The organism is Thermostichus sp. OS-CIW-31, assembly GCF_054060305.1.
Window position 1 is genome coordinate 118,435 of the sequence record NZ_JBSSDA010000006.1, and the last position, 23,293, is coordinate 141,727.

Here is a 23,293-nt window from a genome sequence, read left to right on the forward strand (position 1 = left end):
CCTTTTGAGTTAGGCAATAAAAGTTAGAGCGTTCCCTGGATCGCGGATTCGCTCAGGCGTTGCAGAGCGGCCACGGCCCAGAGTGTTCTCAGTGTGTGGGAGCGGGGCTTGCCCTGCAATGCGCCAAGGCGCCACTGGCGCGAATGGCAGGATTGTGGCAGTTGAGCTCCAAATCACTGACATATTCTACAGCTAAGTTAGGGCAGAAGCCTGCTGGGCAAGGGGTTTTAGGGGATCTTAACGCAATTTTCTGGGAGACAAGAGACTGCATATACCCAGTTGGCTCGGATCCGACAGAAAGCTAGGGCTCACGACTCGGGTCGGAAGTAGGCCCGCATCACCTCTCGAAAGATGGGAGCGGCCCGTGATCCACCCCCACCGCCGCTGTTTTCCAGAAAGACCACGACCACCAATTCGGGCCGGTCGTAGGGAGCATAGCCAACATACCAAGCGTGGGATCGCCGCGGCGGATCCTCTGCGGTGCCGGTTTTACCAGCCGTTGGGGGAAATCCTGGCCCCAGGTTGGCGTTGCCGCCAGTGCCGTAAACCACGACATCTCGCAGCCCCTGCTGCAGGATCTCCAGGGTGGCAGGGGAAAGACCTACCTTTTGGCGCAGCGGCACAGGGCTTTCCGGGATCACCTGGTGCGAGAGCAAGGGGCGCACCCGCCAGCCCCCATTGGCCACTGCCGCCGTTACCACCGCCATTTGCAGCGGCGTAGCGGTAATAAATCCCTGGCCGATGGACATGTTGACCGTGTCGCCCACATACCAGGGCTCGCGCCAGTGGCGCTGCTTCCACTCAGCATCCGGCACCAGACCCGCGGCTTCCCCTTTGAGGCCAATCCCGGTCAGTTGTCCCAACCCAAAGCGGCGCGACCATTCTTGCAAGGGGGCAGCCTTGGTGCCGAGAGCAATTTGGTAGAAAAAGGTGTCGCTGCTGTAGGCCATCGCCTGCCGGTAGTTCAGCCGTCCGAAGCCGGCGCGGTTCCAGTCCCAGAAGCGCCACCCTCCCACCTGGATGTAGGGGCCGGTCTGCAGCACCGTATTCGGGGGAAAGGCTCCCGACTCAATCCCGGCAGCGGTGGTGATGATTTTGTAGGTGCTGGCGGGGGGATAGGGCCGCAGGCCGCGGTTGAGGAAGGGAAAATCCTGCTGCTGCAGGCTCTCCCACTGGGCTTGGGTGATGCGGCTGGAAAAGAGGTTGGGATCAAAGGTGGGATAGCTGGCCATGGCCAGGATCGAGCCATCGCTGGGATCCATGGCGATCACCGCTCCTTTTTGCTGGCCGAGGGCTCGCTCTGCCGCCTGCTGCAGCCGCACATCCAAAGTGAGCTGCAGGGTGTTGCCCGGTTGGGGCGCTTGTTCCCCCAGCACCCGCAGCACCTCTCCCATGGCGTCCACCTCCACCTGTCGCCCGCCCCATTGGCCGCGCAGATGGTTCTCGAACAATTCCTCCACTCCCATCAGGCCGACAATATCCCCCAGGCGATAGCTGGGATCCGCCCGCAGTTGTTCCTGCGAGATCTCGCCGGTATAGCCCAGCAGATGAGCGGCCAAGTCGCCGTGGGGATAAAACCGCACCGTCTCCGCCTCCACCATCACTCCCGGCAGCTCGCGGCTCATCTCCTCCAGTTGAATGACCACCTGGGGGCTGGCGTTGCGCAGGATGCGCACGGGAAAAGGGGAACGATATCCAGCCTGTTCTAGCTTTTGGGCGATCTCCTCAGGGGCGATGTTCAAGTAGTCTGCCAACTTGGGGATCATCTCCTGCCAGCGCTGCCGCGACTGCACCAGAGGCCAGAGGAAGACCGAGTGGGACAATCGGCTGCCCGCCAGCAATACACCGTTGCGATCCACAATGCGCCCGCGTTCTGGCGGCTGGGGCAGCAGGCGAATGCGGTTGGTATCGGCCAACTGGCGGTAATACTGGGTGCGCGCCAACTGCAGGTAGGCCAGACGGGATCCTAGCCCTCCGAACAGCAGCAGGCTGGCTAGCAAGAGCAAGACAACGGCCCGATAGCCCTGCCCCACCGTTTTGGTCGGCAGGGATCCCAGCCAACGAGGACTACCGCCGTCCGGCGGGGGTGGGGGAAGCACCCGGCGAGGGGCAGGCGGCCTGGAATGGGGGGAGAACAGGGCTTTTGGATCCCGTCCGGTCAAGGTGTGGGGGCTTCGCGTGGCGTCGCTGACAGGGTAGAGTTTGGCCATGAACTTGCCACATGAACTTGCCAGAAGAATTGCAACCGATACACCCAAAATCGAGAGGAGATGCCCGCTCTCTGGCAGGCAGTCTCAGCATCCATCCAGTATCCCTGGCTGCGGCAAGCCTCGTCCAGGAGTGGCAGCGTGGATAGAGCAGAACAACAGCGGCTACGCCAGGCTGCCTGGCTGATGGTGGGCAATGGCCTGCGCCTGGGGTTGTCCGGGGCCTATTTCATCCTGTTGGCGCGGCTGTTGGGGCCGGAAGCCTTCGGGGTTTTCTCCGCCATCTTGGCCTGCAGCAACCTGGCCGCCCCGTTTGGCTATTTGGGCCAATCGGAACTGCTGATCCAGCGCCTCAGCCGGCAGGGATCCCTGACTTGCACCCAGGGGGTTGGCCCCAGCTTATGGTTGGCGGGATTGGGCTGTGGGGGGATGGCGCTGGTGTTGTGGCCCCTCTTGAGCGTTTGGCTGGCCGGGACGCCAGCAGCGGTGGTGGGGGTATTGCTTTTGAGCGATCTGCTGTTCATCGCGGTGCCAGAGGTGTACAGGGGGATCCTGATCGGGAGAGAGCAGGCTGCTGGGGTAGCCCTCATCGACACGGGCATGGCGCTGGGGCGATTGGGGGCAGTATTGCTGGCGGTGGCCTTAGGCTGGGGATCCCTGGTGCAATGGGCTGTTCTGTACGGCCTGATGGTGTTGGTCGTGCTGCTGCTGATCGCGAGGGGGATGGGGCGGTGGAGCGAGCCTTCTCCCCCCTTGGCCCTGAGCTGGCGAGATCTGCGGGAACGGCTGATAGCGGGCTGGGACTTTGCGGTGGGGCTGGCCGCGGTGAAAACCTTCACCGATTTGGATAAGCTGCTCTTGCCCCGTTTGGCCTCAGCAGCGGCGGGGGGTCTTTACAGCGCTGCCTATCGGGTGATCAACTTCTCGCAAACGCCGATGATTGCTCTGCTCACCAGCCATTTTGCCGAGCTGTGCCGCCAAGGCCAAAAAGGACTCCCACAAGGCTGGCGCTACGCCTGTCACCTTTCCCCTTGGGTGGTGGGCTACGGCAGTTTGGCTGCTCTGGGGCTGGCCCTGGGATCCTACGGAATCCCTTGGGTGCTGGGATCGGCTTACCGGGAAACGGCCCTCATCCTGCGCTGGCTCAGCCCGGTCATTTTGCTGGAAGGGATCCACCTTTTGCTGTCTCACCTGCTCACTGGAGCAGGGTTGCAAAAGCCCCGCAGCCGTCTGCAACTGATGGCTCTGGGGCTGAATGGGCTTTTGAATGCGGTTTGGATCCCAAGGTGGGGTTGGCAGGGGGCGGCCCTAGCGACCTTGCTGTCGGAGATGGCCTTGGTGCTGGCTTTGCTGCTGTTGATTGGGGGGCGATTGCACGCTCTGCAGAGATCTGGGCCTAGGGAGCCTTAACAATTTTGTAGGTGGCTTTGGCATCGGGGCCAAAGGTGATCACATCCCCCGACTTGAGCTGGTGGGTGGTCAATTTCTGGCCGTTGATCAACAAGCCATTGGTGCTGGGGCGACCTTCCAGATCCCCATCCAAAATGCGGTAGCAATATTCTCCCTCTCGCTCGGCGGGAATCCGCAGCAGCATGGCGTGGTAGCGGGAGGCATACTGAGAGTTGAGACAGATGTCGTTCGCCAAGTCCCGACCGATGAAGTATTTGGCGGATCCCAGCACCTGGGTACGGCGGCCATCTCGGTCTTCCACGATCAAGATGTGCTGGTGGGTACCGGAAGGAGAAGGCACAGATTCAACCATACTTCCGCTGTCAATACCAGTGTTTAACCGTACCTCAAACTATACCGAAGTTTAGCCTTCTTCCTGCTATCGCTGGGTCTGCAGAATCGCTCATCCAGCGCCCCAGAACTCTCGACCGATCCAGTGGGCTAGCGAGGAACATTCTGGAGCAGTGAGCCGACCCATCCGGGGAAGAGGGTGTAAGCTCCTACCGCCCATTGGGCCATGCCCACCACCACCTCTGACTTGGACTGGCGAGCGGCGTCCCAAATGGCTTCGGCAACTTCTTCCGGCTGGCTGGCCCAGAAACTCTCCAGCGCCTGTTGCATTTGCTCGCGGGCTTTGCCACCTGAGGTTTGGGAGTGGCCATCGGGAGAGGACTCTGGCCCCACCTCATCCAGAAAAATGGCTCGCTTGAGGAAATTGCTGCTGACGATGCCCGGATGGACGCCAATTACCTGGATCCCTTGGGGTTGCAGTTCCAGACGCAGCGCTTCTGTCAGCCCACTGACCGCGTACTTGCTGGCACAATAGGCGCTCATCTGGGGCAGGGGCATTTTGCCGCCAATGGATCCCACGTTGATGATCTGGCCTTTTTTGCGCTTCAACATGTCGGGGAGCACGGCTCGAATGGTGTGGAGGTAGCCCCAAAAATTGACCGCCATCAGAGCCTGCCAGTGCTCCGGGGTGGTTTGCAAAAAAGGGCCACTCATGCAGATGCCGGCGTTGTTGATCAGGCAATCGATGCGGCCATAGCGTTCCAGAGTTCTCTCCACCAGGTTTTGCACCTGTTCTGGCTGCGTGACATCGGTGGGAACGGCCAAGACCTCGGCATTGAGGCTTTGCTCTAGGTCGATGGCCGTTTGCTTCAGGGTTTCGGCAGTGCGGGCAGCCAGCGCCAATCGGTAACCCCCACGGGCAAAGGTAAAGGCAGTAGCTCTGCCGATGCCTTCAGAAGCGCCTGTAATTAAAACAACATCGGCCATCCTGCTTCTCCGTAAATCTGGACTGGGATCCCTCTACCTGTTGTAGCTTCTCCGAGAGTTAGGGATCCCTGCTTGGCTGAGGGCTTAAGATACTGAACGATAGCGAAGATAAGGTTTATGGCCTCTACCTACTCATTTGATATCGTCAGTGATTTCGATCGGCAGGAACTGGTGAACGCTGTGGATCAAGCCCGACGGGAGATCAAACAGCGCTACGACCTCAAGGATACTCAGACGGAAATTGAGCTGGAGGAGGGATCCCTGACCATCACCACCGCCAACGACATGGCCCTCAACTCCATTCGGGATCTGCTTCTTACCAAAGCGGCCAAGCGGGGTCTATCCCTGAAGATCTTCGACTTCCAACCCCCAGAGAGCGCCGGCGGCAACCGAGTGCGCCAGGTGGTTCACCTGAAAAAGGGCATTGATGCCACACTGGCCAAACAGATCGCCAAGCAAATCCGCGACAACTTTAAGAAAGTGCAGCCTGCCATTCAAGGGGATCTGGTGCGCGTTTCCGGCAAGGATAAAGACGAGCTACAGGCGGTCATTCAAATGCTTAGGCAGCAGGACTACCCGGTGGCGCTGCAATTTGTCAACTATCGATAGGGATCCTCTGGGCTTCCGTATCTTTCCCCTCAACCCCTCTTGCAAGATTAGAGATCTCAGGATCTGTGAAATGTTGGGTTTAATGGCTGCTGGAAATGGTGATGGCCTACGCTCCTCAAAGCTTGAGTTTTCGGCCAATTGGGATAGGGGCTCTGGTGAGAAATCTTGTGAAAGTAACCGTCGGAATCAAGCCAGCAAGTCTCTGAGAATCTCATTGGAAAATAGCCAGCCATCGGGCGGAATCAGCCGTAGCCGGCCTGCCTCACAACTGGCCCATCCCTTCTCAAAATAGGGATCCAGCCTCTCCAAAGCTTGCTCGACCTTTGGGTGGCCAAAACGCTCCTGTAAATGGCCCAAATCCAGACCTTCCTGTAAACGCAGCCCCAACATCAAAGTATCCATCCAAACTTCCTCTGGAGATGCTTCAGGAGGGAGAGGGTGAACTCCAGCTTTCACCTGCTCAAAGTAGTGGTAAAGGGTTTTGGGCTGCTGAATGCGCCGTCCCCCCTCGTAGCCGACGGATCCCATGCCAAAGCCAAAGTAAGGGCGATTTTTCCAGTACACTCGGTTGTGGCGACAGGCGTAGCCGGGGCGGGCAAAATTGGAGATTTCGTAGTGGATGTAGCCCGCTTCGGTGAGCAGCTCCCGCGCCATTAGGTACATGGCAACTGTGGTTTCCTCGGTGGGCAAAGGCGCATCTCCCGGTCGGTACATCCGGCCAAAGCGGGTTCCCGGCTCAATCGTCAGATCATAGACGGAGACATGGGTGGGGTTAATCTCAAGAACAGCTCGTAGAGACTGCTGCCAGTGTTCCAAAGTCTGGTAGGGCAGCCCAAAGATCAAATCCAGGTTGAAATTCTCAAAGCCCGCCGCCTGCAAGTCGGCCACGGCTTCGTAAACTTCCTCCACTCCATGCAGGCGACCACAAGCGGCCAGCAGCTCTGGCTGAAATGCCTGTACCCCTAGGCTGATGCGGTTGACCCCCAGCTCCCGGTAGCCCGCCAACTGCTCCCGCGTCAGGGTGCCGGGGTTGGCCTCCAGAGAAATCTCGCAGTCGGGATGAAACGGGATCCTCTCCCTCAATTGAGTCAAGATCCGCCCCAGTTGCTCCACCGTCAGCAGAGAAGGGGTGCCACCCCCGAAAAAAATGCTGGTCAACGGTCTGGGATCCCCGGCCAGATGGCGGTAGCGGTAGGAGCTGCCGATCTCTCGGCAGAGCATTTGCACGTAAGTTTCTATCAACTCTCGGGTGCCCAAGCCCGTGGCAAAATCACAGTAGTGGCAGCGTTGCCGACAAAAAGGGATGTGCAGGTAAGCTGCTTCAGGCCAATCAACCTGGTCGCGGCAGCATTGCAGAGCAGTATCGGTCGGAGTGGGATCGTGCAAAGCCGTTGCCACAGCCATGGGTCAGCTCAAACGGGATAGAACCACTATACTGATAGACTCCGAAACTCCTCACGAGGAGGGATCCCATGGGAGCTGTGCGCCTGGCGGTAATCGACTATGATGCCGGAAACTTGCATTCGGCTTGCAAAGGCTTGGAGCGTGCCGGGGCAGAGGTGCATCTGGTAACAGAGCCGGTCGGGCTGGAGCGTTTCGACGGGATCATCCTGCCGGGAGATGGGGCTTTTGATCCGGCCATGCAGCAGTTGCGAGAGCGAGGCTTTGTGGATCCCATCCGGGAGGCGGTGCAGCGGCAGCAGCCCTTCTTGGGCATTTGCATTGGGCTGCAGGTTTTGTTTGAGAGCAGCGAAGAGGGGGTGGAACCGGGGCTGGGCATCGTGCCCGGACGGGTGCAGCGCTTTCGGCCAGAGGCGGGCCTGCGCATCCCCCACATGGGCTGGAACCAGTTGCACCTTACCCAACCCCAATCGCCTCTTTGGGCAGGGATCCCCGATCAAACCTGGGCCTATTTTGTCCATTCCTATCACGGTGTGCCCAGCGATCCAGCCTGGGTGGCTGCCACGACCCAACACGGGAGCCAAACCTGTGTAGCCGCCATTGCCCGCGGCGCTTTGTTTGCTACCCAGTTTCACCCAGAAAAGTCCGGCCCCTACGGCTTGAAGATGCTGCGCAACTTTGTCGAGTTTGTTGCCCGTTGTTCCCCCTTATCTGCTCCCAGAGCCTAGTGCCCCATGAACTATTGGCTGATGAAATCTGAGCCCAGCATCTATAGCATCTGGGATTTGCAGCGGGAGGGCCAAACCCTTTGGGATGGCGTGCGCAACTACCAAGCCCGCAACTATCTGAAGGCAATGCAGCCTGGGGATCGCGCCTTTTTCTACCATTCCAATGCCGAGCCACCCGGAATTGCCGGTTTGATGGAGATCCTGGAAACCCACGTGGTGGATCCCAGCCAATTCGACCCTGCCAGCCCCTACTATGATCCCAAATCTACCCGCGAGGATCCCCGCTGGCATACGGTGCGAGTGCGGTTTGTCTCAGCCTTTGGGCGATTGATCCCTTTGGCTGAATTGCGAGACACCTTCACCCCAGAGGAGCTGGAAGTAGTACGACGGGGCACGCGACTGTCGGTCATGCCGGTTGCCGAAGGGGTGGCGAAACGATTGCTGGCGCTGACGGGAGTTTCTACGCAGTCTCCTCTATGATGGGCGAGGCCAACCTGAGTGGGGCCAATTTGCGTGGCGCCGACCTAAGTGGGGCGGATCTAACGGGGGCGGATTTGCGAGGGGCCAATCTGTCGATGGACAACCTAAAGAGCGCTTTTCTGGAAGGGGCAATCTACAGTGCCAACACCCGCTTTCCCGCCGAGTTCGACCCAAAATTTGGAGGGGATGACATTGTTCGGCGCTGACCCCAGCTCACCGGCTTAAAATTCATGAGCCAAAGGCTGAGAGCCCCCAGCGCTGTAGGCTATCGAAGGCCGCGTAGGCCGTTAGATCCGGCTGCAGGGGCGTAATCGACACATAGCCCTCAGCAACCGCCCGCACGTCCGAGCGGGGATCCACCTCCTCTTCCACCACCTCTCCAGCTAGCCAGTAGTAGGCCTTGCCGCGCGGATCCACCCGTTTCTCGTAGAGATCTGTGTACTTGCGCCAGGCCAGGCGGGCCAAGACCATGCCGCGTATTTCAGCCAGCGCTAGGGGGGGCACGTTGATGTTCAACAGCATCGGCTCCCCCAGGGGTTTCAGGCTCAGTTTCTCCAGTAGCTTCAGCACCACCTGGGCCGCTGGTTGAAAATCCTGATGGGTAAAACTGGCCAAGCTTACTGCCAGGCTAGGGATCCCTTCCAATAGCCCTTCCATTGCCGCCGAGACGGTGCCGGAGTAGAGCACATCCGTGCCCAGATTGGCTCCCTGATTGATGCCGGAAATCACCCAATCGGGAGGACGATCCAATAGCCCGTCCAGACCTAACTTGACACAGTCGGAAGGGGTGCCCGAACAGGCCCAGGCCTGCACTTCTGGAGGAAATCCCTCCCGCACCGGATCCACCCGCAGCGGCTTGTGCAACGTCAGGGCGTGGCCGGTGGCCGAGCGCTCCCGATCCGGACAGACCACCGTTACCTGGTGCCCCCCCAGCTGGGCCAGCGCTGCCGCCAAACACCGCACCCCTGCCGCCTGGATGCCATCGTCGTTGCTGATGAGAATATTCATCCCAGCCACCCCACACCCGCCCTTAGACATACACCAGTCTGACCCAATGATCTGCGCTGATCCCCCAGGTAGCCGAGTTCAGCGGCAGAATCTGAAAATTTACGGCTTCTTGGGGTTATTATTGGACGTAGCCTTTTGAACAATATCAGTAGGAACACAATGTCACCCTATGAGGTCAAGTGCCATTATGAAGCTAAGGTAAAGTAAACCCTGCGGTTTCCTTCCTCTTTGTATTTGCCTTCTTGTGTGTATCTTGCTGTTTCTCCATCCCCATCTTCCTAAGACTCCGTCCCGTTGACGTGTAGGTGCTCCGCACCGCCGGCGCGAACGCGGAAGCGTTGCATAGCCTACAGCCGGGTAAAGCTGGAAAGTCTGTAAAACCCATCAGGTCGCTCGAGCGACAGGAAGTTGATCTCATGTCACTTGTTTCCATCACATCGGCAACAGAGGCTCAGGAATGGCGTGAGCTTTGCCAGTGGGCCGAGGAGCACTACCGCTGTCGCACCTTTCCCAAAGACGTGCGCATTCCCACTCGTCCGGGATTGGTGTACATCACCCAAGAGGGAGTGGTGCGCCTGGTCAGCCAAACTCCAGAGCGGCGGGAGGTCTTTGTTGGGTTCATCACGGCTGGATTTCCTTTTGAGCTGAGCAACCCAGAGCGCTTTGAGTTGAAAGCCTGCACCCACGCCGATCGCACCACGGTGATGTGGTTTTACTGGCAGGATCTGGAGCAGTGGCCCTATCTGCACCAGAAGATTCAGGAAAACTTCCGCCAGCAACTGCAACGGAAGCTGCTGTGGTTGGGAAATCTGGGCCAACGGCGCGCCATCGATCGCCTCAAGGGCTTCTTGAGCCTGTTGATCGAAGAGTATGGACAGCCCTGTGAACAAGGGATGTATCTCCCCTGGCCCCTTACCCATGCCCAGATTGGGGATGCCATTGGGGCCACCCGCGTGACGGTGACTCGTCTTCTGGGATCCCTGCGTTCGAAAGGGTTTGTGCAGGTGCTGGATCAAAACTTAATTTGTATTCCCAACGGGGTAAAGCTCCAGCCCACTCCGAAGAAGGCGGCCAGCGCCTAACCCTGCTGTCTAGATGCTATCCAGAGTGTTATGCCTACAGCAGTCGGGAACTGCACTGCTGACGCGATGGGCCTGCAGCTCCACTACCGTACTTGGGGAAAAGGGATCCCCTCCCTCCCAATCTTGATGCTCCACGGCCATCCGGGCAATGCCGACTGCATGGCGGTATTTGCAGAGGCAGTGGCGGGGATCCACCCCTGTGTGGCGCCAGATCTGCGTGGCTACGGGCATTCCCAGGTGACGGATCCCTTTGAGATGCAGGATCACCTAGAGGACTTGGAGCGGCTGCTGGATCGCCTGGGCTGGCAGGCGTGTCTGGTGCTGGGCTGGTCTTTGGGCGGGATCCTGGCCCTGGAGTTGGCTTTGCGGCTGCCGCAGCGGGTAAAGGGTTTGGTCTTGGTGGCCAGTGCCGCCTGCCCCCGCAGCAACCATCCCCCCACCGATTTTTGGGATCAGGTCAACACCGGCGTTGCCTCGCTGCTCAACTGGCTTTGGCCCGGCTGGGAATGGAACATCGAGACCTTTGGCCGTCGCTCCCTTTACCGCTACCTGATGCAGCAACAGACCCCAACGGCCTATCGGTATTTGGCGCACATGGCCTTGCCCGCCTATCTGCACACCTCCCCCCAGGCTCGCCAAGCTCTGCGCGCCGCTTTGCAACGGGGCTACAACCGCGAGGGAGATCTGCACCGAATTCGCATCCCGGTACTGCTTATGGCCGGCGAGCGGGATCGCCACATCACCGCCAACAGCAGCCTGGCCACAGCCCGCGCCCTGCCCCACTGCACCTGCATTGTCTATCCCAACGTGGCTCATCTCTTTCCCTGGGAGATCCCCGACCGGGTGGGACAGGATCTGCGCCGCTGGCTCAGCGCTCAAGACTGGGCAAGTGGGATCCCGGTGGTTGGCTCTTCCGCTCCCTCTGCAGACAAGGCGGCAGAAGCCTGACCCTGGGCCAACTTCAGCAGCCGGGCAAAGGCCTCTTCCTCTAGATGGATCTGCTGCTGCTGTTGTTCTTCTGGGGTGCGCAGGCGCTTTCCCAACGGCTGTTGCAGCGTGCCCAAGAGCAACGGCTCGGAAACTCCCGGCTCGGGATGGATGACGGTGCGGGCCCGCAAGGTGAACACCGGCGAACCGGTGGAGAAGCGGCCCGGGGATCCCAAATCGCTGGCCGCCTGCTTCAGGGTGAGGATCAGTTGCTCTGGGGTGATATCCGGGCTGACAGCAATAACCGCTCGATCCGCCCCTTGGTCATAGACGGTGGTGTAGGGGGCAGCACCGGGAATGCGGGAGCGAAAGATCGGCCCCAAGCTGAGGGCAAAACATCCCGCCGTTAAAACCAGCGCAAACGCCGTGTAGCCCACCAGCGCAAACTTCAAGGGCCAATTGCGGATCCAGGCCAGCAGGGTGAGCACAGCCAGCAAGCCTGCTAGACCTAGCCCAATTTGGGTGGCAGAGGCAAAGAAAGATTCCAAAGTTGCATCCATGATTCCCCAGTTTAGCGGCTAGAGCTTCATCTCTAGGATGCAGGATGAGCCCGATTCTGGCTGCCCTATCTAAGGACTCCGTCCCGCTGGCACCCTGCTCCAGAAGGGCTTGGCTGGTTCTATCACCAAACCCCTGTGAGAAGAGGCAAGACGGATCAACCTACCAAACACAGAAAGCGGCGAGCCCTACAGATTTGAGGAGCATGGGCAAGGTCGGATTCGAACCGACACGGTTTCCCGCCGCATTTTGAGTGCGGTGCGTCTACCAGTTTCGCCACTCGCCCGACCTGGAACCATTATCCTACTGAACTGGCGAAACCTCGTCAACCAATCCTCCCAACCCTAGTTGCGGCGGTCTTTCTCCAGTTGCTGGGCCTTTTGCCGAAGCTGGCGGGTTTGCTCCATCACCTCCTCCAGATCCTCGTGGGATAGCCGCTCGACGTAGTTGATCTTGATCTCTTCCAGCAAGTCTTGCAGGAGAGAGCGAATTTCCTCCAAAGCGTGCTCCTGGGTGAGTTCTCGTGCCAAGACTTCACCAAACCGCTGCATCAGTTGCGCTGCCAGCTTGGAGCCGACGGGATCCTCGAAACTGCCCGTCAGGGTTTTGTAGGTGGTGGTAGTCAGCTCGTTGGCCAGGCGCTCCGTCAGTTGGCCAGGCAGGGATCCCAGGCCGGGAAGCTGTTCTAGAGTTTGCATGGCAGGCAACTGCTTGAGCAGGCCATCCAGGTTGTAGCGGAGCAGTTGTTGCAATTCCGGTTGCACCTGGGGCAAGACGCGGTAGAGGACAATGCGAAAAACCAGGTTGGCAATCGCCTCCAGCTCGTTGGTGTTGTTGATGTCGATGTAGTCCCGCGGGGTACGTGCTGCCGGCAGCAGGGGCAGGGATCCCCGCTGAATGGATACCTGGATTTGGTTGATCACCCGCACGACAATGACTTCCGTCAGATCCTCGGCGAAGTTGGTAACAAAGCCCTGGCTCACCTGGGCGCGTACCCGCTCCAGATCCAGCAACTGTGCTTGTCCCAGCCGGATGGTGACGGGGATCACCCGCAGCCAGCGCCAAAAGGGCAGCAGCAACAGCACATCGTACCAACGCCAGAGCATGGCATCCAGCCAATTGACGCCGGTGTAGCGGCGGCTGATGGCCACCGTGCGCAGCAAAAATTCCAGCCCAAACAGAAGCACGAAGGGAAAATCCAGCACCGGGAAAAAGTCAACGGGGTTACCGCTCTCACCAATGGGGCGGAAATAGTTGGTCTCAAAGAGGGGGCGCAGCCGGGTCTGGAAAAATTCAATTCCATCTGCGGGATCGGCGCCGGCCAAGTACTCAGCAGTCCAAAAGCGGGCAAAGGCGGCTCTGGCAGAGTCGGCTTCTGGGATGTGCTCCCGCATCAAATTGAGGATACGCACAAACTGGCCAGTTTTGTTGGCGCCCTGAAAGGGATTGGTCTCAATCATCTCGTCGCTGAGCTCCCGCAAGCGGGCCAGGATTGGTGCTGCCGCTTCCGACTCCACGCCAAACCGCAGGGTAACCTGGCGCAGCTCATCCACCAAGGCCAAGTAGCGCTGGGTTTCGGGGTTGGGCTCGATACCTTTGATGGGATCGTATAGGTCGGTTACCGGGGAACGGCTGGTTTCTTCGGAGAGAATCGGCAGCGGAATGGGAGGACCAAAGGCGCCAAAAATTTGCACCCGACCCTGGAGCCAAAAATCTCGCCCAGGCACATAGCTCATGTCGAAGAGCACCAAGCACAGGTTGCTCAGGGCCAGCAGGGCCATCCCCTTCTCGTAGAGGAGCAGCCAGCGACTTCGCCCCCTGAGGACAGAGCGTCTGAGAATCCGTTGAGCAGCGTTCAAAGGACTCCGTCCCGGCCTTGGGTCAACCAGTTGGTTTGAGTCAGCCTTAGTCTACCACCCCTGGGGTGAGCCACCCTTGGCTTGAGCAAGCTGTAGTGCAACCTGGCCAAAATGCCGCCAAATGGCCTCTGCCTGTGGCCCCACCTGGCGCAGAATCCAACCCTTACAGATGGGATCCGGAGACTTGACCAGCCAGTATGGGGACTCCGTTCCGCTGATGTGAACGGTCAGCCAAGTGGGTTCCGGCCAATCCCCCAGCAAGTACAGGGATCCCCAACAGAGATGGGATCCCAGCACTGACGCGGCGGAGACCTGCCGATGGGGAAAGTGCAGGTCTATGTGTTCCTGCAGCCAGAGTTTTCTCCCCTCGGGGGAGGATGGGATCCCAGCAGTGACCCAAACTTGCAAGCAGTTGGCAAGATGTTCAAACTGCCAGCGTTCGTCCATGGCCAGCCGTCCGGCAGTCCAGATCTCGGCATAGGCCAGGCGGGCTGTGGGATCCAGCTCAATTTGCACCTGCTGGCGAAAGTCTGCCCCTGCCCCCGGAATGGTCGGGTGAGGGATCCAGATCAACTGGCTGGTGGGGGCCAGCTTGACCTTGACCTGTTGCCGAATCAAGCCGGGATGTAGCCGCGTTGCCCCTTGGGTGCGAATTTCCAGCGCCGAGCCTGGCCCCAGCCCGATCTCGATCCGGTGGCGATCCCCACCCAGCAGGCCGCCGTTGGGGTTGCGCAGGTAGTACACAGGTGGCTCCCCAGGGGATCCCAGCCATTGCAGGGGAGCCTGAGAATACTCCCAAATACGGGTATGTTCGCCTCGGCGGGTTGCCTTCAAGATGGCCTTACCGAAGTTCACAGGCGGCTCACCGAGGGGGGGTCGGCCTTGATGGGCCGAAACAGCACCTCCCGCTCCAGCCAACTGAGAACCTGCTCCAGCCCCTCACCCGTGCGCAGGTTGGTAAAGACAAAGGGCCTATCTCCCCGCATGCGACGGGCATCCCGTTCCATCACCCCCAAGTCTGCTCCCACATAGGGAGCCAGATCGATCTTGTTGATCACCAGCAGGTCGGAGCGGGTGATCCCCGGCCCGCCTTTGCGCGGGATCTTGTCCCCTTCGGCCACGTCGATGACGTAAATGCAGGCGTCCACCAGCTCCGGGCTGAAGGTAGCTGCCAAGTTGTCCCCCCCCGATTCCACCAAGATGAGATCCAGGGGGCAAAAGCGGCGCTCCAGCTCCTGAATGGCGTCTAGGTTGAGGGAGGCATCTTCCCGAATGGCGGTGTGGGGGCAGCCGCCGGTCTCTACGCCAATGATCCGCTCTGCCTCCAGGGCCTTGGCCCGCACCAAAAACTCGGCATCCTCGCGGGTGTAAATATCGTTGGTCACCACCGCCAAAGACAGGTGGTCCCGCAGCGCCAAGCAGAGCTTTTCCACCAAAGCGGTTTTTCCGGATCCCACCGGGCCGCCAATGCCAACCCGTACCGGCTGGGAAGCCTGCACAACTTTGCCCAACATCTGACCACCTAATGCTCTTTGAGGGCATTCTAGAATCAGAAGCTTGCAAGGGATCCGAGTATGGTTCGGCTTTTGGTGGCAACTGCTGTGGTGCTGGTGGGATTTTTGCTGGTTAACCGCCTCTATCGCAACCCGCTGAGTTCGGAGCCGAGACCAGAGCAAGCCAGCCCAGAAGCTGCCCAGCAAGGGATCCCTCAAGGTGGGCCGCTGCAGATTTACCAATCGCGGGATCAACTGCAGCAAACCCTCAACCAAGGGGCCACAGCCACCCAGCAGCAGGTGGAAGCCGTTGAGCAATCCTTGGGCAATCCTTGACAGGTTGCAAGCCCTGCAGGAGTGTCTGGAACGAAACCAAAAGACCAAGGCCCCCTTCTCAACGGGAGAAGGGATCACTCACCAAGGCTGTGAATCCCCCTTAGGCTTGGGTGGATCCCCCAGACGCGCTAAAGTCGAGAATGCTGCAATTTTACAGACTGTCCATGCGGATCCCTCCTGTTACCCCAGAGAAAGCCGATAAGCAACTGCAAAAGGTTTACGAAAGCCTGGAGAAAACCTACGGCACCGCCCTCAACCCCCTGCAGGTGATGGCCCACAAGCCCCAACTGATGCGAGCCGTGATGAACCTCTACGGGGCGCTGCACACCCAAAACCCCAACTTGCCTGAAGAGCTGAAGGAGCTGGTCAGCATCCGCATTGCCCAAATCAACGGCTGCCGCCACTACTGCCTTCCCTACCACACCCTGCAGGCGCAAAAGTACGGCGCCTCCCCTGCCAAAATTGCGGCGGTGGCCCAGGCCCGCACCAGCACCCTCTACACCGAGGCGGAAAAGCTGGCCATCGAGTACGCTGAGCGGATGACCGTGCCCAGCATGGTGGTGACCGATAGCTTCTTTGCCCAGCTAAAAGCCATTTGGTCAGATGAAGATCTGGTGGAGCTATCGGCTTGGATTGGCTTCATGAACTTCTGGACTAAGGTGATTGCCGCCCTGGATGTGCCTTTGGATCCCATCTTTGCCGAGCAGCTTCACGTCTCATGAACAACCGGCAAACTCCCCTCTCTCAGGGGGGTAAGGGATCCCGACCCAAACCCTCCACTAGGCCCAGTCGTCTCGCGTGCTAAAGCTGCGGTCGTACACCTGGCCGCGGGCATGGATCTGGCGGGTCTGGGCGAACAGCTCTTCTTCGCTCAGGCCCCACTGTTCCAGGATTTGATCCAAATCCCGCTGCAGATCCCAGGCGCCGGGGAAGCCGTGGTAACGGATGCGCAAACGGGCGACTTCCGCCAGCACCCACTCGGAGAGGGGCCTCTCCTGAGCCTGCACCATCAGCTCATCGAGCGCAGCTCGGTCGGTGGCATATTGCGGATGCTGCTGCTCTCGTCGGGATGAGCCATTCGCGGGTGAACGGGATACAGCCATCGGCCTCCCTCCTTTTTTCTCACTCTAGCTGAGTTCCCCTGGAGACTTTCAATATCGAGGATTGGGATCCCTGATGGCATGGGATCCCGAGAAGGCAGAAGAAAACCGCTATACTGCAAATGTTGCAGACCATGAACATTCTTCAGTTGCGGAGGCGGCGGCTATGCCCATGCCCATGATCGAGACCCGTACCGACCGGATGTTGCTCAACTTTGGGCCGCACCATCCCTCTATGCATGGGGTTTTGCGTTTGCTGGTCACCCTAGATGGCGAAAACATCGTCGATTGCGAACCGGTGATCGGCTACTTGCACCGCGGCATGGAGAAAATCGCCGAAAACCGCACGGTGGTGCAATACCTGCCCTACGTCTCCCGTTGGGACTACGGGGCCGGCATGTTCAACGAGGCCATCACCGTCAATGCCGTTGAGAAACTGGCCGGGATCAGCGTGCCCAGACGGGCCAGCTACCTGCGGGTGATCATGTTGGAGCTAACTCGTATTACCAACCACCTGCTCTGGTTTGGCCCCTTCTTAGCAGATTTGGGCGCCCAAACCCCCTTCCTCTACGCCATGCGGGAGCGGGAGTGGATCCTAGACTTGTTTGAAGCCGTCACCGGCATGCGCCTGATCAACAACAACTATTTCCGGGTGGGCGGCGTGGCGGTGGACTTGCCCTACGGCTGGACGGAAAAATGCCTAGACTTTTGCGAGTATTTCTTGCCCAAAGTGGATGAATACGAGCGGCTGGTTACCGACAACCCGATTTTCCGCCGGCGGCTGGAAGGGGTGGGAGCCATCTCCAAGCAAGACGCCATCAACTGGGGTCTGTCGGGTCCCATGTTGCGGGCCTGCGGCGTCAACTGGGATCTGCGCAAAGTGGATCACTACGAGTGCTACGACGACTTCGACTGGGAGGTGGCCGTTTACCCCGAAGGGGATTGCCTGGCCCGCTATCGGGTGCGCATGAAAGAGATGCGCGAGTCCTGCAAGATCGTGCAGCAAGCCGTCAAGGCTTTGCCAGGAGGCCCCTTTGAAAACCTGGAAGCCAAGCGGATGCTGGAGGGGCCGAAGTCGGAGTGGAACAAAGGGGACTACCAGTTCATCAGCAAAAAGCCTTCCGCCAATTTCAAGATCCCCAAAGGGGAAGCCTACGTGCGGGTGGAGAGCGCCAAAGGAGAGCTGGGCATTTACATCGTGGGAGACGACAACGTTTGCCCCTGGCGCTGGAAGATCCGTCCCCCCGGCTTTGTCAATTTGCAAGTGTTGCCTCAGCTCATTCGCGGCATGAAGGTAGCCGACATGATCGCCATCCTCGGCAGCATTGACATCATCATGGGCGAGGTGGATCGCTAGGAATCGCTAAGATACTTACGGAAAGCGAGGACAAAGGCGATGGCCTGGGCGATCTTGGTTCTGCCGCTGTTGATTGTGTCTGTCATTGCTGCGGTTATCGGCCCCAAGCAATGGGCTAAGTACCAAGAGGAAAGGCGCCGCCGCGCGGAAGAGCTATCTGATGCTCGCCTTCAGGCCATCATCCAGCAGGAGCTACGCCGCCGCAACCGTCCCCCCCAGTCGGATCCCAACGGCAAGACCTAGCTACAGGGATCCCAAACCCTACCCAACCCGCCATCTCTAGGGAGCTACTCACCCCCATGACAAACGCTGGTATCGACCTACAACTTGGCTTCGAGACTGCCCTACAGAACTTGGGCTTGGGAGCAGGTGCAGCCCATGCCCTCTGGATGCCCCTGCCCATGTTGCTGCTGATCATCGCCGCCACCTTGGGGGTGATGGTCATGACTTGGCTGGAGCGAAAAATCTCGGCAGCAGCCCAGCAGCGGATTGGCCCCAACATGGCCGGCCCTCAGGGGGTGCTGATCCCGATTGCCGATGGCATCAAGCTGCTGACCAAAGAAGATGTTCTGCCCATCTTGGCCGACCCAGTCTTGTTTACGCTGGGGCCGATATTGGTTTTCCTGCCCGTCTTTTTGTGCTACCTGGTGGTTCCCTTTGGCCAGAACCTATTGATCTCCAACATTGCCATTGGCGTGTTCTTCCTGATCGCCACCTCCAGCGTGCAACCCATCGGTTTGTTGATGTCGGGCTACGGTTCCAATAACAAGTACTCCTTGCTGGGTGGGCTACGCGCGGCAGCTCAATCGATCAGCTACGAACTGCCGCTGGCCCTGTCAGTGTTGGCCGTGGTGCTGATGAGCAACGGTCTGGACACGGTGGGGATCGTGGAGCAGCAGAGCGGCCTGGGCATTCTGAGCTGGAACGTCTGGCGGCAGCCCATTGGCTTTGTCATTTTCCTGATCTCGGCTCTGGCGGAAACGGAGCGGATCCCGTTCGATTTGCCGGAAGCAGAAGAAGAGCTGGTAGCCGGTTACCAAACGGAGTACTCCGGCATGAAGTTTGCCCTCTTTTATCTGGGATCCTACGCCAACTTGCTGCTGGCTTCTCTGATTGCGGCAGTGCTGTACTTGGGGGGTTGGTCGTTTGTGGTGCCGGTGGAAACGATTGCTGCACTTGCCGGGATTCCTTTGGATAACCCTTTCTTGCAGATCGGCGCGGCGGCCTTAGGCATTGTCATGACGATGGTCAAAGCTTTTATCTTCATCTTCTTGGCCATCCTGCTGCGCTGGACCTTGCCACGGGTGCGCATTGACCAACTGCTGGACTTGGGGTGGAAGTTTTTGCTGCCTGTATCCTTTGTTAACTTGCTGCTGACGGCAGCCCTAAAGCTCGCCTTCCCCACCTTTTTTGGGGGTTGAATGAGAAGTAAAGAGGCAAGAGAGGGAGAACATAGGTCATGACGTTTCTCAAGCGTGTCAAAGAATATGTGGGCGATGCCTTCCGAGCCGCCAAGTACATCGGCCAAGGGATGGGGGTTGTCTTCGACCACATGGGCCGGCGCCCGGTAACCGTGCAATACCCCTTCGAAAAGCTGATCCCCTCTGAGCGCTTTCGGGGACGCATCCACTTCGAGTTCGACAAGTGCATTGCCTGCGAGATCTGTGTTCGAGTTTGCCCAATTGACCTGCCGGTGGTGGATTGGGCCTACAACCCAGAGCTGAAGAAAAAGGAGCTTTACAGCTACAGCATTGATTTTGGGGTGTGCATTTTCTGCGCCAATTGTGTGGAGTTTTGCCCCACCAACTGCCTCTCGGTAACCGAGGATTATGAGCTGGCCGCTTACGACCGCCATGACCTCAACTACCATCAGGTGGCGATGGGCCGTCTGCCCTCTAAGGTTACCGAAGACCCGATGGTGACCCCCTTGCGAGAATTTGCCTATCTGCCCAAAGGGGTTATTGACCCGCACGACCTGCCCCCTGGATCCCAGCGGGCTGGCAAACGACCGGAGGAGATTCTGGCGGAAATGAGAGCGGCCAAAGCTGCTAAGGAAGCCGAAGCGAAAGCAGCCAAGGCTGCTGCGGAATAGCGTGACATACTCCCGCACTCATGCTGACGCAAAGCGCTCCGCGCCGCTGTCCGCCACCCCTAGCCCCTTTCCCAGGGGATGTGACTGTTTGAACTTGTGGGACTGCCTTCCAGCATCGCCCGCTGCCGCAAGGTGATGGCCAGAAAAAGCGTCGAGGCCGCGAAGTTGGAGCTGTCCTTAGTGGGAATGAGATGCCTGGGGCGCAGAAATAAGGTCTTCTGAACCCTGCGATCTGCAATCAAAGATCTGAGTATGAGTATAGGTGTGGTGTCCTAGTCTGAACCAAAATGGCCATACGTGGGCAGGGCAGATGGCTGCCAGCCTTGGCTAACTTCAGGGGAAGGAAAACGTAAACCTACCCGCCAAGCCAGGGGATGTGGCCAAGCCGCTAAAAGTCTGCGCGACGTTTCCACTCTTGCGAACCGTTACGGTAAAGGGAATGGGAGCAGTTGATTGGGAGCAGCGCCGGAACAATCTCACCTCGATGAAGTATGGCCCTGAGGGCGGGGTGGAAGCCCAAAAGACATTCTCCACAGCATTTTGGGTTACGGCAACACAGTCGGCATTGGCATCCACATCCAGCCGTCCTCCAGAAGGGACAATTCGGTTGTTAAAAAACACGGTCTGCTGCGTGGGATCCGTAACATACAGGTCAAGGTCATCGATGGTGTTCCAACTCAAGGTAACTTGAATGGGGCCGGTGCCCAATACTGGAGGTGTGGGGGTGGGAGAGGGTGTCGGTGCAGGAGTGGGAGAGGGTGTCGGTGCAGGAGTTGGTGGTGGCCTCAGGGTAGGAGTTGGCGTGGGCGCAGGTTCCCCAGTGACCCTCTGAGCAAAGTTTCCTTGGAAAGTATTGCCAGCCAGGTAGGCTGCGACTACCGCATCTGGGGTGCCGGGGGCCGCCTGAATTGCCACTCCTACGCCCTCGCCCCGAGCTAGGAACGTATTCCCGGAAATGGTGCGGGCCTGGGTTCCCTGCAAAATACGAATGCCGACACTGCCGGCTATCCTGCCCACGCCGATCCGGTTGGATTGAATGGATGGAATTGAGCCTGCCCCATCCAGCTGAATCCCGGTAGTGCCACTCGTACCTGCTTGCCGCGCCTGCAGTACCAAGCCGGCTCCAGCCGTGGGTGGATCCCCTTCGATTTGGTTGTTGCGGAAGATCCCGCCGGAGTTGTCACCATAGCGAACGGCCAAAGCCCCCAAAGCCTGCAGGAGAATTGTGTTGTTTTCAAGGATGGGATTGCTGCCCGGCACAGTGCCTATGCCCACCCCACCCGTTTTACTGACAATCGGCGAGACACGGCTGACCCGGCCATTCCCAGAGATCTGCACACAGGGATCCAAAAATTGCTGGCACAAAATCTCGGCCAATTGGTTCAAGGCTCCCTCTAGAACCGCAGCATTGCCGTTGACCAAGATGTTGGAGCGAGGGTCGTTGAGGGTGACCTTGCGCGGCTGAAAAGTGCCGTTGTTCACCTGCACCCGTCCACCCCCCAGCACCACATCTACCCCCTGCAGGCTGGTTTGGCTGGCTACAATCACGTCAAAGAGCCCGGTCAGGATCTCATAGGCGGTGGAGCTGGTGATGCGAATGCGACCGCCGTTGGTGCCATCGCCGCCATCCAGGGCCAGGTTGCTTTGCAAAGTTTCCCTGCCCGTCCCCAAAATCTCGATCAGCACCTCCAGGCCGGCTGTGGCAGTCTGAAGTCGCTGCGCCTCTGCAACTGCGTCTGCCAGTTTGGTAAAGGGGCCACTGGCCGGATCCACTCTCAGGATGATGGGCCCGCCACCTGGCGGAGGAAGAGGTGGAGAACTGCCGCCGCCACCCCCACAGCCGAGGGCAACCCCCGCCAACAGAGGCAGCAAGGCTGAACAGATCCCCCAACCAGATTTGGATACTTGGCCAAGCATAGGTGGAAAGCCCCTTACAAGCGCTTAGCGGTCAAGGTTGTCAGAGCAACAAACAACTGCCACGAGGTCAAAGTGCAGATGGCCAAGTTGCGATCCAATGCCCTCAGCAAAAGCATCCTCTGATGGATCCTCTGTTTAGTCAAGGCTTCGCCAGGGATCCGCAATCAATCGGCAACAAAAATCTCAAAAATCTAGCGCTCTTCAGGTACTTCGAGGGTTCCGGCGAGGATGTCTTGCTTCACCGCTTCCACAGCAGCCACCAAATCCGCTGAGAGCAAGGCTTGGTTGTATTCATCCAGGGCATAGCCCACACCCTCGTTCTCCAGGCCAAAGGTTTGAATGCCGCCGACAAAGTTGCCTTAAAGTTGCCTTCCACCACGCTGCGAATCACTTCATAGGTGGCCATATCCACCCGCTTCAGCATCGAGGTGAGACCGTGGTTGAGGGTGGCAGGGTTGTTATCGGTATCCCCCAGGTAGTTTTGGTTAGCATCCACACCGATAAAGAACAGCGGACGGGTATCTCCGCTGCAGATGCTGGCATAATCGGCGGGTTTGGGCACTTCCGCAAAGGGATCTCGAATGAAACTCACCCCGGCGGGCAGCCCTGTAGGATGCTGTTGGGCCAGAGCAGCCCAAAGAGCAGCGAGGTAACATCATCTCCCGCCGTATCCGTGTCGATCAAAAAGCGTTGCACAGCCATACCCAGGCTAAGCCCAAATCAGGGTGACATCTTAACCTTTGCGGGCAGTCTCAGGGCAGCCGCTGAGCCGGTGTATCTTGAAAAGGGATCCCTGTAACCAGAGTTGGCGATGTCCTTCTCCATCCGCTCCATTACACCGCAACAGATGGCCCAATACCTACAGGATCCCGAGGCCGGCCCTCTGCAATTGATCGATGTGCGGGAACCGGCAGAGCTGGAGCTGGTGAATTTAAATGCCCTGGGCTTTCGCAACTACCCCTTGAGCCGGTACGAGGAATGGAGGGAACGGATCCTCACAGAGCTGGATCCAGATCAGCCAACTTTTGTGCTCTGTCATCATGGCCTCCGCTCTGCTCAGATGAGCCGGTGGCTACAGGCCAACGGGTTCACTCAGGTTCATAACATCAGCGGCGGCATTCACGCTTGGGCTTGTGAGGTGGATCCCTCCCTGCCCACCTATTGAGGTCACGGGCAAACCAGCACCATGTTCCCCATTCTTCATCTGCAGGGGGATCCCCAACAACGAGGCCAACAGTATGGATCCCAGGCGGCCCAACTCATTCGCCACAGCATTGCTAGGTCGTGTTGATCTTATGTTAGGATAGAGAGAATAACTTATAGAGGAAAGAGGATGAAGTTGGTTTTTTTAGATGAAAACAAATGGCAGAAGATATTGGCTTTTTTACAGACAGAAGAGAGAGTTAACATTG

26 protein-coding genes, 1 tRNA gene and 1 pseudogene are annotated in these 23,293 nt (G+C 58.7%); 15 read left to right on the plus strand and 13 right to left on the minus strand.

The window, feature by feature from the left end; all coding sequences use genetic code 11:
* Window positions 1–308: 308 nt before the first annotated feature.
* Window positions 309–2,210, minus strand: coding sequence for a penicillin-binding protein 2 (gene mrdA / locus ACVWY9_RS05515; protein ID WP_457387737.1), 1,902 nt, complete (start codon window positions 2,208–2,210; stop codon window positions 309–311).
* Window positions 2,211–2,348: 138 nt separating this feature from the next.
* Here mrdA and ACVWY9_RS05520 point away from each other — a divergent pair, with 138 nt between their 5' ends.
* Window positions 2,349–3,617 carry a lipopolysaccharide biosynthesis protein gene (locus ACVWY9_RS05520; protein ID WP_457387738.1) on the plus strand — a complete coding sequence of 423 codons (1,269 nt, stop codon included), beginning with the start codon at window positions 2,349–2,351 and terminating at the stop codon, window positions 3,615–3,617.
* Here the strand turns inward: ACVWY9_RS05520 and ACVWY9_RS05525 are convergent.
* Window positions 3,604–3,969, minus strand: coding sequence for an FHA domain-containing protein (locus ACVWY9_RS05525; RefSeq protein WP_011432528.1), 366 nt, complete (start codon window positions 3,967–3,969; stop codon window positions 3,604–3,606). The genes ACVWY9_RS05520 and ACVWY9_RS05525 overlap by 14 nt on opposite strands.
* 128 nt (window positions 3,970–4,097) lie before the next feature.
* The gene (locus ACVWY9_RS05530; RefSeq protein ID WP_457384881.1) at window positions 4,098–4,934 is read right to left on the minus strand and encodes an SDR family oxidoreductase; all 837 of its coding nucleotides are present in this window, start codon (window positions 4,932–4,934) and stop codon (window positions 4,098–4,100) included.
* A 117-nt stretch (window positions 4,935–5,051) separates the two neighbouring features.
* Here ACVWY9_RS05530 and ACVWY9_RS05535 point away from each other — a divergent pair, with 117 nt between their 5' ends.
* Window positions 5,052–5,543, plus strand: coding sequence for a YajQ family cyclic di-GMP-binding protein (locus ACVWY9_RS05535; protein WP_011432526.1), 492 nt, complete (start codon window positions 5,052–5,054; stop codon window positions 5,541–5,543).
* A gap of 186 nt (window positions 5,544–5,729) precedes the next feature.
* On the opposite strand, the gene hemW is transcribed toward ACVWY9_RS05535, so the two are convergent.
* The gene (gene hemW / locus ACVWY9_RS05540; protein ID WP_457387739.1) at window positions 5,730–6,947 is read right to left on the minus strand and encodes a radical SAM family heme chaperone HemW; all 1,218 of its coding nucleotides are present in this window, start codon (window positions 6,945–6,947) and stop codon (window positions 5,730–5,732) included.
* A 68-nt stretch (window positions 6,948–7,015) separates the two neighbouring features.
* On the opposite strand from hemW, the gene hisH reads away from it, so the two are divergent.
* Genes hisH through ACVWY9_RS05555 form a run of 3 tightly spaced genes read left to right on the plus strand, consistent with a single transcriptional unit; the run spans window position 7,016 to window position 8,358 of the window.
* Window positions 7,016–7,672 (plus strand): imidazole glycerol phosphate synthase subunit HisH, encoded by a 657-nt coding sequence (gene hisH, locus ACVWY9_RS05545; RefSeq protein ID WP_457387740.1) that lies wholly within the window; start codon window positions 7,016–7,018, stop codon window positions 7,670–7,672.
* Window positions 7,673–7,678: 6 nt separating this feature from the next.
* Complete coding sequence (locus tag ACVWY9_RS05550) at window positions 7,679–8,152, plus strand: EVE domain-containing protein (protein WP_414356493.1); 474 nt, start codon at window positions 7,679–7,681, stop codon at window positions 8,150–8,152.
* Window positions 8,149–8,358, plus strand: coding sequence for a pentapeptide repeat-containing protein (locus ACVWY9_RS05555; RefSeq protein WP_414328915.1), 210 nt, complete (start codon window positions 8,149–8,151; stop codon window positions 8,356–8,358). Before ACVWY9_RS05550 ends, ACVWY9_RS05555 begins: the two co-directional genes overlap by 4 nt.
* A 22-nt stretch (window positions 8,359–8,380) precedes the next feature.
* On the opposite strand, the gene surE is transcribed toward ACVWY9_RS05555, so the two are convergent.
* On the minus strand, window positions 8,381–9,160 hold the full coding sequence (gene surE / locus ACVWY9_RS05560) for a 5'/3'-nucleotidase SurE (RefSeq protein ID WP_457387741.1): 780 nt from the start codon (window positions 9,158–9,160) through the stop codon (window positions 8,381–8,383).
* A 416-nt stretch (window positions 9,161–9,576) separates the two neighbouring features.
* Here surE and ACVWY9_RS05565 point away from each other — a divergent pair, with 416 nt between their 5' ends.
* Both ACVWY9_RS05565 and ACVWY9_RS05570 read left to right on the plus strand, forming a co-directional pair.
* On the plus strand, window positions 9,577–10,242 hold the full coding sequence (locus ACVWY9_RS05565; protein WP_011432518.1) for a Crp/Fnr family transcriptional regulator: 666 nt from the start codon (window positions 9,577–9,579) through the stop codon (window positions 10,240–10,242).
* Between the two features lie 30 nt (window positions 10,243–10,272).
* Window positions 10,273–11,190, plus strand: a complete 918-nt coding sequence (locus ACVWY9_RS05570) for an alpha/beta fold hydrolase (RefSeq protein ID WP_414424122.1) — start codon at window positions 10,273–10,275, stop codon at window positions 11,188–11,190.
* On the opposite strand, the gene ACVWY9_RS05575 is transcribed toward ACVWY9_RS05570, so the two are convergent.
* The 5 genes from ACVWY9_RS05575 to ureG all read right to left on the minus strand — a co-directional run bounded on the left by ACVWY9_RS05575 (window position 11,118) and on the right by ureG (window position 15,100).
* The gene (locus tag ACVWY9_RS05575) at window positions 11,118–11,729 is read right to left on the minus strand and encodes a Ycf51 family protein (protein ID WP_457384888.1); all 612 of its coding nucleotides are present in this window, start codon (window positions 11,727–11,729) and stop codon (window positions 11,118–11,120) included. The two genes, ACVWY9_RS05570 and ACVWY9_RS05575, sit on opposite strands and share 73 nt — an antisense overlap.
* Before the next feature lie 204 nt (window positions 11,730–11,933).
* Window positions 11,934–12,013, minus strand: a tRNA-Leu gene (locus ACVWY9_RS05580).
* Window positions 12,014–12,071: 58 nt separating this feature from the next.
* On the minus strand, window positions 12,072–13,586 hold the full coding sequence (locus tag ACVWY9_RS05585; protein ID WP_457387742.1) for a hypothetical protein: 1,515 nt from the start codon (window positions 13,584–13,586) through the stop codon (window positions 12,072–12,074).
* Window positions 13,587–13,637: 51 nt separating this feature from the next.
* Entirely contained in the window at window positions 13,638–14,441 is an 804-nt protein-coding gene (locus ACVWY9_RS05590) for an urease accessory protein UreD (RefSeq protein WP_457387743.1), read from the minus strand.
* Window positions 14,438–15,100, minus strand: coding sequence for an urease accessory protein UreG (ureG, locus tag ACVWY9_RS05595; protein ID WP_414352217.1), 663 nt, complete (start codon window positions 15,098–15,100; stop codon window positions 14,438–14,440). The genes ACVWY9_RS05590 and ureG overlap by 4 nt, the downstream gene beginning before the upstream one ends.
* A gap of 60 nt (window positions 15,101–15,160) precedes the next feature.
* Between ureG and ACVWY9_RS05600 the strand changes: the two genes are divergently transcribed.
* Complete coding sequence (locus tag ACVWY9_RS05600; RefSeq protein ID WP_414331870.1) at window positions 15,161–15,415, plus strand: hypothetical protein; 255 nt, start codon at window positions 15,161–15,163, stop codon at window positions 15,413–15,415.
* 164 nt (window positions 15,416–15,579) lie between these two features.
* On the plus strand, window positions 15,580–16,137 hold the full coding sequence (locus ACVWY9_RS05605; protein WP_414331869.1) for a carboxymuconolactone decarboxylase family protein: 558 nt from the start codon (window positions 15,580–15,582) through the stop codon (window positions 16,135–16,137).
* Between the two features lie 57 nt (window positions 16,138–16,194).
* Here ACVWY9_RS05605 and ACVWY9_RS05610 read toward each other — a convergent pair whose 3' ends face one another.
* Window positions 16,195–16,518, minus strand: a complete 324-nt coding sequence (locus tag ACVWY9_RS05610) for a DUF3288 family protein (RefSeq protein ID WP_414424124.1) — start codon at window positions 16,516–16,518, stop codon at window positions 16,195–16,197.
* A gap of 169 nt (window positions 16,519–16,687) precedes the next feature.
* On the opposite strand from ACVWY9_RS05610, the gene ACVWY9_RS05615 reads away from it, so the two are divergent.
* Genes ACVWY9_RS05615 through ndhI form a run of 4 tightly spaced genes read left to right on the plus strand, consistent with a single transcriptional unit; the run spans window position 16,688 to window position 19,964 of the window.
* Window positions 16,688–17,872, plus strand: a complete 1,185-nt coding sequence (locus ACVWY9_RS05615) for an NAD(P)H-quinone oxidoreductase subunit H (RefSeq protein ID WP_041437160.1) — start codon at window positions 16,688–16,690, stop codon at window positions 17,870–17,872.
* 39 nt (window positions 17,873–17,911) lie between these two features.
* Window positions 17,912–18,115 (plus strand): hypothetical protein, encoded by a 204-nt coding sequence (locus ACVWY9_RS05620; protein WP_011432507.1) that lies wholly within the window; start codon window positions 17,912–17,914, stop codon window positions 18,113–18,115.
* A gap of 56 nt (window positions 18,116–18,171) precedes the next feature.
* Window positions 18,172–19,293, plus strand: a complete 1,122-nt coding sequence (gene nuoH, locus ACVWY9_RS05625; protein ID WP_414331864.1) for an NADH-quinone oxidoreductase subunit NuoH — start codon at window positions 18,172–18,174, stop codon at window positions 19,291–19,293.
* 38 nt (window positions 19,294–19,331) lie between these two features.
* Window positions 19,332–19,964 (plus strand): NAD(P)H-quinone oxidoreductase subunit I, encoded by a 633-nt coding sequence (ndhI, locus tag ACVWY9_RS05630; RefSeq protein ID WP_414409206.1) that lies wholly within the window; start codon window positions 19,332–19,334, stop codon window positions 19,962–19,964.
* Window positions 19,965–20,297: 333 nt separating this feature from the next.
* On the opposite strand, the gene ACVWY9_RS05635 is transcribed toward ndhI, so the two are convergent.
* The gene (locus tag ACVWY9_RS05635) at window positions 20,298–21,836 is read right to left on the minus strand and encodes a right-handed parallel beta-helix repeat-containing protein (RefSeq protein ID WP_457387744.1); all 1,539 of its coding nucleotides are present in this window, start codon (window positions 21,834–21,836) and stop codon (window positions 20,298–20,300) included.
* Window positions 21,837–22,119: 283 nt separating this feature from the next.
* Window positions 22,120–22,473, minus strand: coding sequence for a hypothetical protein (locus ACVWY9_RS05640; protein ID WP_049749562.1), 354 nt, complete (start codon window positions 22,471–22,473; stop codon window positions 22,120–22,122).
* A gap of 219 nt (window positions 22,474–22,692) precedes the next feature.
* On the opposite strand from ACVWY9_RS05640, the gene ACVWY9_RS05645 reads away from it, so the two are divergent.
* Window positions 22,693–23,046, plus strand: a complete 354-nt coding sequence (locus ACVWY9_RS05645) for a rhodanese-like domain-containing protein (protein WP_457387745.1) — start codon at window positions 22,693–22,695, stop codon at window positions 23,044–23,046.
* A 168-nt stretch (window positions 23,047–23,214) separates the two neighbouring features.
* Window positions 23,215–23,293: pseudogene (locus ACVWY9_RS05650) on the plus strand (IS5-like element ISSoc13 family transposase); the annotation flags it as partial.

What these genes read in the sequence shown, in the direction of transcription:
- ACVWY9_RS05525 (WP_011432528.1), bottom strand. Translation starts at nt 3,969, where the DNA reads ATGGTTGAATCTGTGCCTTCTCCTTCCGGTACCCACCAGCACATCTTG.
- ACVWY9_RS05535 (WP_011432526.1), top strand. Translation starts at nt 5,052, where the DNA reads ATGGCCTCTACCTACTCATTTGATATCGTCAGTGATTTCGATCGGCAG.
- nuoH (WP_414331864.1), top strand. Translation starts at nt 18,172, where the DNA reads ATGACAAACGCTGGTATCGACCTACAACTTGGCTTCGAGACTGCCCTA.
- ACVWY9_RS05550 (WP_414356493.1), top strand. Translation starts at nt 7,679, where the DNA reads ATGAACTATTGGCTGATGAAATCTGAGCCCAGCATCTATAGCATCTGG.
- hemW (WP_457387739.1), bottom strand. Translation starts at nt 6,947, where the DNA reads ATGGCTGTGGCAACGGCTTTGCACGATCCCACTCCGACCGATACTGCT.
- ACVWY9_RS05605 (WP_414331869.1), top strand. Translation starts at nt 15,580, where the DNA reads ATGCGGATCCCTCCTGTTACCCCAGAGAAAGCCGATAAGCAACTGCAA.
- surE (WP_457387741.1), bottom strand. Translation starts at nt 9,160, where the DNA reads ATGAATATTCTCATCAGCAACGACGATGGCATCCAGGCGGCAGGGGTG.
- ACVWY9_RS05610 (WP_414424124.1), bottom strand. Translation starts at nt 16,518, where the DNA reads ATGGCTGTATCCCGTTCACCCGCGAATGGCTCATCCCGACGAGAGCAG.
- ACVWY9_RS05555 (WP_414328915.1), top strand. Translation starts at nt 8,149, where the DNA reads ATGATGGGCGAGGCCAACCTGAGTGGGGCCAATTTGCGTGGCGCCGAC.
- ACVWY9_RS05600 (WP_414331870.1), top strand. Translation starts at nt 15,161, where the DNA reads ATGGTTCGGCTTTTGGTGGCAACTGCTGTGGTGCTGGTGGGATTTTTG.
- ACVWY9_RS05570 (WP_414424122.1), top strand. Translation starts at nt 10,273, where the DNA reads ATGCCTACAGCAGTCGGGAACTGCACTGCTGACGCGATGGGCCTGCAG.
- ndhI (WP_414409206.1), top strand. Translation starts at nt 19,332, where the DNA reads ATGACGTTTCTCAAGCGTGTCAAAGAATATGTGGGCGATGCCTTCCGA.
- hisH (WP_457387740.1), top strand. Translation starts at nt 7,016, where the DNA reads ATGGGAGCTGTGCGCCTGGCGGTAATCGACTATGATGCCGGAAACTTG.
- ACVWY9_RS05575 (WP_457384888.1), bottom strand. Translation starts at nt 11,729, where the DNA reads ATGGATGCAACTTTGGAATCTTTCTTTGCCTCTGCCACCCAAATTGGG.
- mrdA (WP_457387737.1), bottom strand. Translation starts at nt 2,210, where the DNA reads ATGGCCAAACTCTACCCTGTCAGCGACGCCACGCGAAGCCCCCACACC.
- ACVWY9_RS05565 (WP_011432518.1), top strand. Translation starts at nt 9,577, where the DNA reads ATGTCACTTGTTTCCATCACATCGGCAACAGAGGCTCAGGAATGGCGT.
- ACVWY9_RS05615 (WP_041437160.1), top strand. Translation starts at nt 16,688, where the DNA reads ATGCCCATGATCGAGACCCGTACCGACCGGATGTTGCTCAACTTTGGG.
- ACVWY9_RS05620 (WP_011432507.1), top strand. Translation starts at nt 17,912, where the DNA reads ATGGCCTGGGCGATCTTGGTTCTGCCGCTGTTGATTGTGTCTGTCATT.
- ACVWY9_RS05645 (WP_457387745.1), top strand. Translation starts at nt 22,693, where the DNA reads ATGTCCTTCTCCATCCGCTCCATTACACCGCAACAGATGGCCCAATAC.
- ureG (WP_414352217.1), bottom strand. Translation starts at nt 15,100, where the DNA reads ATGTTGGGCAAAGTTGTGCAGGCTTCCCAGCCGGTACGGGTTGGCATT.
- ACVWY9_RS05530 (WP_457384881.1), bottom strand. Translation starts at nt 4,934, where the DNA reads ATGGCCGATGTTGTTTTAATTACAGGCGCTTCTGAAGGCATCGGCAGA.